This is a genomic window from Gabonibacter massiliensis (assembly GCA_001487125.1).
GTDB lineage: Bacteria > Bacteroidota > Bacteroidia > Bacteroidales > Marinifilaceae > Gabonibacter > Gabonibacter massiliensis.
The window spans coordinates 181,627-193,942 of sequence record LN913012.1 but is presented as its reverse complement, the minus strand read 5'-3'; the positions used below and the strand labels follow the sequence as shown (position 1 = coordinate 193,942).

The 12,316-nt window shown below is 43.4% G+C and carries 11 protein-coding genes; 8 read left to right on the top strand and 3 right to left on the bottom strand.

Annotated elements, in window-relative coordinates; genetic code table 11:
- Positions 1–259: 259 nt before the first annotated feature.
- The 8 genes from mce (at position 260) to BN3283_RS03075 (ending at position 7,012) form a co-directional block, all read left to right on the top strand.
- Positions 260–664, top strand: coding sequence for a methylmalonyl-CoA epimerase (gene mce, locus BN3283_RS03110; RefSeq protein WP_041502159.1), 405 nt, complete (start codon positions 260–262; stop codon positions 662–664).
- 37 nt (positions 665–701) lie between these two features.
- Complete coding sequence (locus tag BN3283_RS03105) at positions 702–2,261, top strand: acyl-CoA carboxylase subunit beta (RefSeq protein WP_059025605.1); 1,560 nt, start codon at positions 702–704, stop codon at positions 2,259–2,261.
- Positions 2,262–2,266: 5 nt separating this feature from the next.
- Positions 2,267–2,614 (top strand): OadG family transporter subunit, encoded by a 348-nt coding sequence (locus BN3283_RS03100; RefSeq protein WP_041502161.1) that lies wholly within the window; start codon positions 2,267–2,269, stop codon positions 2,612–2,614.
- A gap of 12 nt (positions 2,615–2,626) precedes the next feature.
- Positions 2,627–3,058 carry an acyl-CoA carboxylase biotin carboxyl carrier protein subunit gene (locus BN3283_RS03095; RefSeq protein WP_041502162.1) on the top strand — a complete coding sequence of 144 codons (432 nt, stop codon included), beginning with the start codon at positions 2,627–2,629 and terminating at the stop codon, positions 3,056–3,058.
- A gap of 20 nt (positions 3,059–3,078) precedes the next feature.
- The gene (locus BN3283_RS03090; RefSeq protein WP_041502163.1) at positions 3,079–4,344 is read left to right on the top strand and encodes a sodium ion-translocating decarboxylase subunit beta; all 1,266 of its coding nucleotides are present in this window, start codon (positions 3,079–3,081) and stop codon (positions 4,342–4,344) included.
- Between the two features lie 100 nt (positions 4,345–4,444).
- Complete coding sequence (locus BN3283_RS03085; protein WP_041505387.1) at positions 4,445–5,473, top strand: threonine aldolase family protein; 1,029 nt, start codon at positions 4,445–4,447, stop codon at positions 5,471–5,473.
- A 3-nt stretch (positions 5,474–5,476) separates the two neighbouring features.
- Complete coding sequence (gene mnmC2 / locus BN3283_RS03080; RefSeq protein ID WP_041502165.1) at positions 5,477–6,136, top strand: tRNA (5-methylaminomethyl-2-thiouridine)(34)-methyltransferase MnmC2; 660 nt, start codon at positions 5,477–5,479, stop codon at positions 6,134–6,136.
- A 120-nt stretch (positions 6,137–6,256) separates the two neighbouring features.
- Positions 6,257–7,012 carry a TIGR02757 family protein gene (locus BN3283_RS03075; RefSeq protein ID WP_059025604.1) on the top strand — a complete coding sequence of 252 codons (756 nt, stop codon included), beginning with the start codon at positions 6,257–6,259 and terminating at the stop codon, positions 7,010–7,012.
- 3 nt (positions 7,013–7,015) lie between these two features.
- On the opposite strand, the gene BN3283_RS03070 is transcribed toward BN3283_RS03075, so the two are convergent.
- From BN3283_RS03070 to BN3283_RS03060, 3 genes are all read right to left on the bottom strand, one after another.
- Positions 7,016–7,228: a hypothetical protein gene (locus BN3283_RS03070; RefSeq protein ID WP_059025603.1), complete on the bottom strand. Its 213-nt coding sequence runs from the start codon at positions 7,226–7,228 to the stop codon at positions 7,016–7,018.
- Positions 7,229–7,368: 140 nt separating this feature from the next.
- Positions 7,369–8,703 carry an NADP-specific glutamate dehydrogenase gene (gene gdhA, locus BN3283_RS03065; RefSeq protein ID WP_059025766.1) on the bottom strand — a complete coding sequence of 445 codons (1,335 nt, stop codon included), beginning with the start codon at positions 8,701–8,703 and terminating at the stop codon, positions 7,369–7,371.
- A 247-nt stretch (positions 8,704–8,950) separates the two neighbouring features.
- A complete protein-coding gene (locus tag BN3283_RS03060) occupies positions 8,951–12,289 on the bottom strand; it encodes a golvesin C-terminal-like domain-containing protein (RefSeq protein ID WP_059025602.1) in 3,339 nt (1,112 codons plus the stop codon).
- Between the last annotated feature and the right edge of the window lie 27 nt (positions 12,290–12,316).

Genomic DNA, 12,316 nt, shown 5'->3' with positions numbered 1-12,316 from the left:
TATTTTTTATTTCATTTTTTAAGATTTACGTATTTATCAAGTAAAGAGTTACAGAAGGAAACCATTGATTTTTTGCAGTTTATTTAAAACGATTCTAAACATCGTTTTTTAAGAATAATCAACATCAAATTGTTTGAAAATCGCAATAACAATCAGTAATTTCGCACCTTGTATTTTTAGCAGACAAAAAGTTCTAAAAATATGTGTGGAAAACAAATTAAGATTAAACATAATATCTAATTAATTAAATTTTATCACGATGAAACCAACTCATATCGAGCACATTGGCATTGCCGTTGCCAGTTTGGATGAAGCCATTCCATTTTATGAAAAAGTATTGGGATTAGAATGCTATGCAATTGAAGAAGTAAAAGATCAAAAAGTAAAAACGGCCTTCTTCAAAGTGGGACAGACAAAAATTGAATTACTGGAGTCGACTGATCCGGAAGGCCCTATCGGTAAATTCGTGGAAAAAAACGGAGGCGGTATGCACCACATAGCTTTCGCCGTTGAAGATGTTCAAACCGCATTGAACGATGCACAAGCTGCAGGTTGTCAGCTAATCGACAAAGCACCCCGCGGAGGTGCAGAAGGACTAAGAATCGGATTCCTTCACCCGAAATCAACGTTCAGAGTATTGACGGAACTTTGCGGGACAAAATAATTTTTTCAGATAATCAGCCTATATAAATTTTGATACTATGACCAATCAAGATAAAGTCAAAGAGTTAATCGAATTACGAGCCCAGGCGAGACTTGGCGGAGGGGAAAAGCGAATAGAATCCCAGCACAAGAAAGGGAAATATACCGCCCGAGAAAGAATCGCCATGTTGCTGGATGAAAACAGTTTCGAAGAGTTCGATATGTTCATAACACACCGTTGCTATAATTTCGGCATGGAAAAAACCAAGTTTTTGGGAGACGGCGTGGTGACCGGTCAGGGAACAATTGACGGACGTCTCGTATTTGTTTTCGCTCAAGACTTCACGGTTTTCGGTGGAGCACTTTCCGAAACGTTAGCTCAAAAAATCTGCAAGGTGATGGATAAAGCCATGACCGTGGGAGCTCCTATTATCGGATTGAACGACTCAGGCGGTGCCCGTATTCAAGAAGGTGTTAACTCTTTAGCCGGATACGCCGAAATTTTCGAACGGAACATCCTGGCGTCGGGAGTAATTCCGCAAATCTCCGCCATATTCGGTCCTTGTGCCGGAGGAGCCGTGTATTCTCCCGCGTTGACGGACTTCATTCTGATGACCGACCAATCATCTTATATGTTCGTAACCGGTCCGAAGGTAGTAAAAACCGTAACAGGAGAAGACATCACGACCGAAGAATTAGGAGGTGCGGAAGTTCATTCAACGAAATCCGGTGTTTCTCATTTCCTGGCAGAAAACGAGGAAGAGGGAATCGCTATTATCCGCGATTTGCTCTCTTACCTGCCTTCTAACAACTTGGAAGAAACCCCGATCGTTCCATGCAATGATCCGATCGATCGTTTGGAAGACCAGTTAAACGAGTTGATACCCGATAACCCGAATTTACCGTATAACATGATGGATGTTATCGAAGCCATCGTGGACAACGGAAAATTCCTGGAAGTTCACAAACGTTATGCACGGAATATCATTGTCGGATTCTGCCGCATGGGAGGACGTTCCGTCGGTGTAATCGCTAACCAGCCGAATTTCTACGCCGGAGTACTTGACATCGAAGCCTCCCGCAAAGCAGCCCGCTTCGTGCGTTTCTGCGACTGTTTCAACATTCCCGTGTTAACCTTGGTTGACGTACCGGGATTTTTACCGGGACGCATGCAAGAATACGGCGGTATCATCACCCACGGGGCAAAACTCATGTTTGCTTACGGCGAGGCAACCGTACCGAAAGTAACCATTACTTTACGGAAATCCTACGGTGGTGCTCACGACGTGATGTCGTGTAAACAATTGCGGGGAGATTTCAATTACGCCTGGCCGACGGCACAAATCGCCGTTATGGGAGCCAAGGGTGCCATTGAAGTGTTGTATGGCAAGGAGTTAGCCGCCATCTCCGATCCGGAGGAAAAAGCTAAGTTCGTCGCCACAAAAGAAGAGGAATACAACACGGCCTTCGCAAACCCGTACAAAGCCGCTTCATACGGATACATCGACGATGTCATCGACCCGCGTAATACGCGTTTCCGCATTATCCGCGCTTTCCAGTCTTTACAGACCAAGCGCGTCGTTAACCCGATGAAGAAACATTCAAATATACCGTTGTAAGCCATATGATCACATTAGCAATAAACTGGGGTTATGCTCTCCTCATTACAGGTGTGGGAATGCTGACAGTGTTTCTATTATTGGTTCTTTTGATCTGGATCATTAATTTACAGACCAGGATCGCGAATCAAGTGAAAGATCATGCCACCAAAGCGGTTCAAGAACCGGAAAAAACAGTTGTGACGACGGATACCCATCCGACCCCACACGAACAAGCTGCCGTTGCCATGGCTATGCATCTATATTTTAACTCTCATGACGAAGAGCCTCATGTAATCACGATCGAAGAGGTTGAAAAACGTTATTCTCCGTGGAGCTCTAAAATTTATGGCATGAGAAATCTTAATAAGTAAAATAAACAGATTATGAATAAATTCAAAATCACCATAGACGAAAATAACTTCGACGTAACTGTCAATATAACGGACCATAACAAGGCCACGGTTGAGGTGAACGGGATATCTTATGACGTAACTTACGAAAGTAGGAATACGGTTGCTCCTACCGCCGTACCCCGCAAGCCCGCGGCAATACCGACATCGACCACGTACAAGAGTCCGGCGCAAAATACGGCGTCCAACAAAACCAACACGATTAAAGCACCGCTTCCCGGTACGATATCCGCAATCAGTGTTAAAGTCGGCAGTCAGGTGAAACGCGGAGATTGCCTGCTTGTGATGGAAGCCATGAAAATGGAAAATAACATCGTGGCAAGTAGCGACGGCCAAGTGAAAACAATTCATGTTACCGTAGGTCAGAGTGTTTCACAGGACGACCCACTTGTTGAATTGGCTTAATTACCGTAAAACATTTGAAAATGAAACAAGTAAAAAAATACCTGTTAAAGATAGCCTTATTACTCGGAATATTTATCATACCCTTTGCTGCCGGAGCAGAAGAGATCGATATGGGAGAAAAAGTGACCAAATTCTTAAATGACACAGGATTTGCACATCTCTATTCCGGGAACTGGTTATGTCTGGTCATGATAGTCGTAGCTTGCGTACTATTTTATTTAGCCATTGTTAAAAAATTCGAGCCCTTGTTGTTGTTACCCATCGCTTTCGGGATGTTGCTGACGAACTTGCCCGGGGCAGGACTATACCATCCGGAACTCTTTGAAGGAGGACACGTACATTGGGGCAATTTCGCAAACTACAATAATGTAGGTTTGCTGGATTACATTTATTTAGGAGTAAAATTAGGGATTTATCCCTGTATCATTTTTATCGGTGTCGGGGCAATGACGGATTTCGGTCCGCTATTGGCGAATCCTAAAAGTTTTCTGTTAGGTGCGGCAGCCCAACTCGGAATCTTCGCAACATTCTTGGGAGCCCTTGCACTCGGATTCACTTACGCGGAAGCAGGCTCCATAGGTATTATCGGGGGAGCCGACGGCCCTACGGCCATCTACCTGACGTCTAAGCTGGCTCCGGGGTTACTTGGCCCTATCGCGGTAGCGGCTTATTCCTATATGGCCTTGGTTCCCGTGATCCAACCGCCGATCATGAAAGCTCTGACAACCCAGAAAGAACGGGAAATTGTAATGCAACAATTGCGTAAAGTCTCCAAAAAAGAGAAAATCGTATTCCCGATCGTCGTAACCATCTTCGTATCGTTACTCTTACCCTCTGCTGCTCCTCTAATCGGATGTCTGATGCTGGGTAACCTGATGCGCGAATGCGGTGTGGTCGAACGCTTGAGCAAAACGGTTCAAAACGAATTGATGAATATCTGTACGATATTTTTAGGAATTTCCGTCGGAGCGACTACGACTGCCGCCGCTTTCCTGAATTTCCAGACACTGGCTATTCTGGTTATCGGTATTCTGGCTTTCAGTATCGGTAGTGCCGGTGGAGTTTTACTTGCAAAATTCATGAACTTGTTTACCAAAAACAAGATCAATCCGTTGATCGGTTCCGCCGGAGTTTCCGCCGTTCCGATGGCTGCCCGCGTATCACAAAACGTAGGCCAGGAAGCCAACCCGGGTAACTTCCTGCTGATGCATGCCATGGGACCCAACGTCGCCGGAGTTATCGGTTCTGCCGTAGCCGCCGGTATATTATTGTCTTTCTTGGGATAATTCAATATCAGAGACTACCTCAAATCTGTTTTGAGGTAGTCTTTTTATATTCCGTTCGTTCGGATCATTTTCCTTTAACCATTTAATTCAATTTCTATTCATGGGACTTAGAGGTTTCGGTAGTGACAACTTCTCCGGAGTATTACCGGAAGTTTTCAAAGCACTGGAAGAATCGGCTTTCGGACATCAACACTCCTACGGGGAAGACAAATACACGGAGAAAGCCGTTAAAGATTTCAAACAATTGTTCGGAGACGATATAGACGTCTATTTCGTTTACAACGGAACGGGAGCCAATATTTTGAGCCTCTCGGCATTCGCACATTCGTATAATGCCATCATTTGTGCAGAAACAGCCCATATCAACGTGGACGAGTGCGGGGCTATCGAAAAACAGACCGGAAGTAAACTGTTAACCGTTCCGACGTATGACGGGAAACTCACCTTGGGACTGATTCATAACCATATGCATGGATTCGACGATCAACATCACTCCCAACCGAAAATAATCTCTTTAACCCAATGCACGGAACTCGGAACCGTCTACACGCATGAGGAGTTGAAAGAAATTTGCGATTTCGCCCATGCCCACGATATGTATGTCCACATGGACGGAGCCCGATTAGCCAATGCCGTAGCCTATCTGGGATGCACCGCGGCCAGTATAACCAAAGAAGTGGGGATTGACGTGTTAAGTTTCGGTGGAACCAAAAACGGTATGATGTTCGGGGAAGCCGTCATTTTTTTCAATACACGAATGTCGAAAGAGGTTAAGTATATCCGGAAGCAATTGATGCAATTACACTCTAAATCCCGCTTTATTGCCGCCCAGTTCTCCGCCATGTTAAAAGATAATTTATGGTTGAAATCAGCGGCTCATGCCAATGCCATGGCACAAAAACTGGCCAATGCCGCAGAACAGATACCCTCCGTAAACATCACGCAAAAAGTGGAAGCGAATGAAATTTTCGCCATTATTCCGAGAGAAAAAATCTCCAAACTTCAAAATGAATGCTTTTTTTACGTATGGGATGAAGACGCCGCCGAAGTGAGATGGGTTTGTTCGTTCGACACCACGGAAAATGATGTCATCGAATTCGCAAATCTTCTGCGTCAAGAGTTGTGCTAAAGGATGGATAGAGCAATCATCACGACGGAAGACGGCAGCAATACCCTGTATATACCTGATTTGAATGAGCCCTATCATTCTATTCACGGTGCGATACAGGAATCGATTCACGTATTTATTAAAGCCGGAATAGTCCATTACGGTCAAAAGAATATCCGTATCCTGGAAGCCGGATTCGGAACCGGGTTAAACGCTTTTCTGACACTTATGGAGGCCCGTGAAAATCAAAGGAACGTGGTATTCCATACCTTTGAAAAATATCCGCTGACCCCTGACGAAGTGGAACAACTTAATTATCCGGATCATTTCGCTCCGGAAAACGCATCTTTATTCGCACGATTACATAATGCCCCCTGGAACGAGGATGTTGTCGTCACGCCCTATTTCACGCTCCATAAACACAAGGCAGATTTTGAAGAAGTCAACTTCCAAGAATATTTCGATATTGTCTTTTTTGACGCCTTTGCCCCCGACGTACAGCCCCGTTTGTGGACGGAAGATATGTTCGCCAAGTTTTACAAAGCATTAAAACCGGAAGGAATTCTTACAACCTATTGTGTGAAAGGAACCGTGAAAAGAGCCCTCCGCAATCTCGGATTTAAACTGAAACGCCTTCCCGGTCCCCCGGGAAAACGGGAGATGCTGAGAGGGGAGAAGATTTAAGTGATTGAGTGATTGAGTGATTGAGTGATTGAGTGATTGAGTGATTGAGTGATTGAGTGATTGAGTGATTGAGTGATTAGGTGATTGAGCGATTAATAAAAACTGAAAATAATTTCAACTATGTCTGCACTTAAACAACTTCTTGACGAGAAATACATTGAGTATTGCAGATCCGATTTTTTTATCGAAACGGATCCCATCCAAATCCCTAAACTTTTTGAGGAAAAGGAAGACATTGAAATTGCCGGATTCATGGCAGCCACATTAGCCTGGGGTCAACGACCGACTATTATCAAAAAATGCAAAGAGTTGATGAAACGAGTGGATTACGCTCCCTACGACTTTGTCCTCCACGCGACGGATGCCGATTACTCCTGTTTATCCGGTTTTAAGCACCGCACTTTCAATGATTACGATTGTATCTACTTTTTCAAATCACTATCCCGCATTTATAAATATTACGGTGGATTAGAGGGTCTGTTTTCCCGAGCTTACCGACAACATCCGGATATGTTCGACGTATTGGCGGAATGGCATGCGATATTTACGTCTTCTCCGGCGGATCCCAGAGTTCTGCGTCATATTGCCAACGTAGAAAAGGGATCTGCAGCCAAGCGGATTAATATGTTCCTGCGCTGGATGGTCCGTCGGGATGAAATTGATTTCGGATTATGGAAGGAGATCCCTACTTCCGCCCTTCTTATTCCATTGGACTTGCATACCGGAAATGTCAGCAGACAATTAGGACTTTTAACTCGATCGCAAAACGATCGACAAGCGGTACTTGAATTAACTTGCCGTCTTCGGGAGTTCGACCCCGTCGATCCGATCCGTTATGATTTTGCCCTCTTCGGTTTGGGAGCATTCGCAAAATAACCTCTACGATTGCTTCTCAAAATCATCCAGAGCAGCAGATTCTTCCCTCAATTCATCCATATAATCAGACATGTTATCCTTCGCATCTTCATCATTGTTCTCCAAAATAGATTCCAGAATCTCATTGTATTCGGCATTCAGGGCATCATCGCTTTTCGAATAACGATTGTCTCGTTCCTCTTCGGGTAACGAATATTTTTTCTTATCTCTTTTCATTATTATCTTATCAAATTCATACCTTATCAAACGTAGAATGAAATAAAAGGTTTAAAATTTTCCATCGAAACAAAACAAGCGGTCGATACGACCGCTTGTTCCCAACAATATTCAATATAAACGATTCTTCAATCTACAAATTATACGTGTCCCTGGGCACACATGGCTTCTGCGACCTTGATAAAACCTCCGATATTAGCTCCTTTCACATAATTCACCTTATCTCCTTCCCTGCCGTATTTGAGACAGGTATCATGAATATCTTTCATGATCTGTGATAATTTGGCATCTACCTCCTCGGCGGGCCAGCTGTAATGCATGGCATTCTGGCTCATTTCTAAACAGGAAGTTGCCACACCGCCGGCATTAGCCGCCTTTCCGGGAACAAAAGTAATATGTTCATTAGCATAATGTATGGCCTCCGGAGTACATCCCATATTTGAGGTTTCTACAATTAGTCGACAACCGTTAGCAACCAACTGTCTGGCATCCTCTCCATTAAGCTCATTCTGGATCGCACAAGGAAAAGCGATATCACATTTAACCTCCCAAGGTTTTTTACCGGCTTTGAACCGAGCTCCAAATTTTTTCGCATACGGCTCTACGACATCGTTATTACTTGCCCGCAGTTCAAGCAAATAGTTAATTTTCTCCTGGTCCAATCCCTTTTCATCGTAGATATATCCGTCAGGGCCTGAGACCGTAATAACCTTAGCCCCCAACTGAACCAATTTCTGAGCTGCCCCCCAGGCAACATTACCGAAACCGGAAAGAGCAACAACCTTACCGGCAATCTTCTCTCCCTTGGAAGCCAACACATGTTGCGCGAGATAAACCGTACCGTATCCCGTAGACTCCGGACGTACCCGAGAGCCACCGAACTCAAAGGGTTTTCCGGTCAAAACTCCGGTAAATTCGTTACGGATTCTCTTGTATTGCCCGAACATATACCCGACTTCGCGTCCGCCTACGCCAAGATCCCCTGCCGGAACATCCGTATCAGGGCCGATGTATTTACAGAGTTCTGTCATAAAACTTTGACAAAACCGCATCACTTCGTTATCAGATTTTCCTTTCGGGTTAAAGTCCGATCCCCCCTTACCTCCCCCCATGGGAAGAGTTGTCAAAGAGTTTTTAAAAGTCTGCTCGAAACCCAGAAATTTTAACGTACCGAGCGTTACTGCCGGGTGAAAACGAATTCCCCCTTTATAAGGTCCGATTGCACTATTGAATTGAACCCGATAGCCCCGGTTGATCTGTACCTCTCCTTTATCGTCGATCCAGGGCACCCGGAACATAATCACTCTTTCGGGTTCTACCATTTTCTCCAATATTTTATTAGCCTTGTATTTAGGATTAGCCTGATAGGTATCCCATACGGTTTCAATAACCTCTTCTACCGCTTGATGGAATTCGGGTTCTCCCGGAGTCCTTGCCTTTAAGGCATCCATGAATTCTTGCATTTCTGTTTTCATTTTCATTCCGATTAATCAATTAAAAGATAATCCATCTTTTAATACGTTATTAAATTTTTGACTAAAGTAGACACTTATTCGCACTCTCCCAACTATTCCTCTATGGTCTTTTCTCATACGGTATAACGATTCATCATATTTATATACAACACCTTATAAAATTTCGGTTCTCAACAAGAAGATTCTTGAAAACAAATAACCGGTTCCCTTTTCAGGCAACCGGTTATCCGTTTATAAAATCCGAACTTTATTCCTCCCCTACATATACCCATTTCACTGCGTCGGCATACACGAGGTCCACATCGCATTTATCATTCATCACCAGTCTTACCTCTCCTTTATCGAAAAAGAATGTGCCGGCGGAAACCCATGGAGTACTTATCTCTCTCCGTGCATTAAATTCTATCTCCTCCTTCTTATCCCCGAAATACAATGTATAATATTGTGTTATTCCCTTATTAACACTTATTATATTACTCCCTCCGCTTACATTATAAATAAACAGTTCATACTTTCCCCGTTTAGGAAGGTTCGCTTTCCATTCGACCATGGCCTTTCCATCTCCGGCTTTTTTATAATAAGCACTCGCGATATATTTCCCGTAAAATCCCTGTCTTATAATATAAGTCCAACGATGACCACCCTTCAACTCCTCGTAACCGGTATCCCTCCTATCTCTTTTCTCCGCTATCCGTTTCCCGCTCGAATCAAATAAAGAAAAGCCCTCGTCTTCATTATCTACGACAATGACATTCGGATCGGGCTGGAAAAGCTCCGGACTGATCGGAAATAGTCCCCGCGTAGAATCACGAATTACCTCTAATTCGTCCGGCAACATAATCGTGACCGCTGCCGGCTGATTCAATACTATACTCGGAGTTATCGAAACCAGTCCAGGAACGTCGTCACACGGTATATGTACCTCCAAAGCCTCTCCCGCCGGCAAAACGAATCTTTTCTCCCAATACCCGCGAGCATTTTTGAGCCAATTCGCACTCGCCGTAGCCGAGATCAAAATATCGGACTTTCCAGGATTATACAACTTAAAATGAACCGCATAACCTTCGTACTCCCCTTGTTCTACTTTATACCCCCCGATATCTTTAGTTTCCAGATAAGAACATCCTTTATTCCTGTACCATTCATCAAATACCTCGCCCAACTTATAATCGAACCGCTCTTCGAACTCTTTCATAAACTGTTCGAAGGTAACTTGTTGATAACGATATTTAGTCATAAATTCTTCCATAAAAGCCTGCAATGAACGCTCAGGAATATCCACCATAATCAATTCATACAAGTAATTGCATTTCTTCAGCAACAGTAGTTTAAACATATCCGAAGAGAGGGACGGATCTGTTGCGGCATCCTCCAAACTATGTTCAGAAAGATAATCGAGTACGCGCATCTCGTTTTGTGGCGAGTGGTTAGCGGTATTCGCCGTCTTGTAAGCCGGAGATAACAGTATCTGAAACTCATCGAATATTTGTCCGGCTATAGGGATCTCCTTAGAAAGAACGACACACCTGTTATCCTGAAATAAAGAGGAGAGAATATGCTTATTTCCGACTCCCACCTTCGTCGTTACGGGCGTTCCGCTATAATCCTGTTTTCCTCTTAACAAATCGAAATCGACCTTCACAAATTCAGAACCGGGAAATACAAACACACTTTGTGCACAATCGATAAAACTACGCATTGTCCATTCTTCATCATAAGGAGCTTGTCCTGTATTATTCAAATTCTTTTTTACTCTTTTTATTCTTTCATACATCTTCGCCATTTGATTTGCGATTTCAGGTATAGTTATCCCTCGTTCGGGAACGAATACCATAGCCGGCTGCACGTAATTGCTCTTTTTACTCCATCCCCGTATGTAAGTAGCGAACGACACGGGAGCTTCCAAAAGAGAGAGTCTATCATATAGATAAGGATGCCCCCATTTAGTTGCCATCAACTCACTCGTTTGCTTGACCAAAGAGGGAAGCGAATCCTTAATGCTGACAAAAGGAGCTCTAAAATAGTTTTCCCCGCGATAAAAATAGAGATCTAAGCTTACTGAATCCACGGTCAATGATTTGTGGGTATAATCTCCCATACATAAGCTGATTCCTGTCAATTTATCGCAATTTTCGAAACGGATAGTATCACCGGATACCTTTCGATTTCCTTGCGAAATCACGGTACGTTTATCCCTATGAATTACATTTAAAACATAATTCGTATAATTTTTCCCCGTAGAATAAGGATGCACCCAATGAACAGGAGGTTCTGTTACCGGATACCACAACACTTCAGGCTCCAGCAACGTATAATCCTTCTCTAAAAAAGCGTATCGTTTACCGAAGCAAAAAATATTCGTAATCCAACGGTTATCGTAATATTCCTCATCGGAAATATCCAGATAACATACCCGGTCATCTATCTTTCCCGTGTAATCCACTTGGAGAGAAAACTCTTCTTCCGGTGCCAAGTTTTTTTCCAAAATAACGACTTGACCATCCCGACGATAAGAAATAGCTTCACCGCTCTCTCCCCGAATTTCTTTGATGCGCAAGGCCGGGTTTAAGAATAAAACGATCTCCGATACCGGATGATTCTCCTTATTTTGGACGGTTAATTTACTCTTCACCGACATGGTAGTACCCGATTGCTCGAAAGTAATCTCTGCATCGGATAAATAGAGCCGGTCTCGCGCGCTGTACTTTTCAAAAGTTTCCACCATATGCTTCCGAAAACGCCTGTCGGCCTCTTTCGCCCCGACGAAGATCCCTCCGATTAATATACCCGATAACAGAATAAGTCCGCTGCATAATTTCAATTTTCCTTTTTTTCCATTTGGAATTCGAGGATACGATACAATGGCAAATCCCAGTAATCCCACACCCCAAACGACATAGGTCAAACGTTGTAAAAGATAAGATCCTATTTCGGGATGCCCGGTCAGTTCCGAAAACATATTGGGCATTTCCCGGGCAAAAAGATCAAATATACCATATCCGGCAGAAGGAATAAAAACATAAACCAATCCAACCGCTACCAACAATACCAACAAAGCAAGCATGGCATTTTTTATCCATGAGTAGATCAAAATAGACACTCCCAAGATAAACAGGCAAGAAGGAATGGTTAGGGTAAACAAATAAAAGAAATAGAGCCAAACGTTTACCGGTGCCTCACTGGCAAAAATATTAAGGGACAACGATATCAATATGGAGATGACATTCAATACTACCAATACGGAGAAAATCCCGCCTGCCATTCCTATCAAGTAATCCGTATTGCTCACCGGACGCACACGCAGAGATTCGGTCGTATCCACGTGTTTTCCACTTTTAAAGCGGTCCGCCACAATAAAGACCAACAAAAAAACCTGTAACAAATTAAACCAGTATGCATTAAAGAAAGGCATGGAAGAAGGCAGGGCCACCATATAGTGTTCCGTTATACTCCACGAACTCTGAGTCATAATCTGTAAAACGGTTATTCCGACAAATGCCAATAAAGCGAATAAACGCAATAACCAACTTCTTTTTAACACTTTCGCTTCATAGCAAGCTACGGTCAATATAAGATTCAATTTCATAATTTCCAATTTAAATTTCAGTCATAT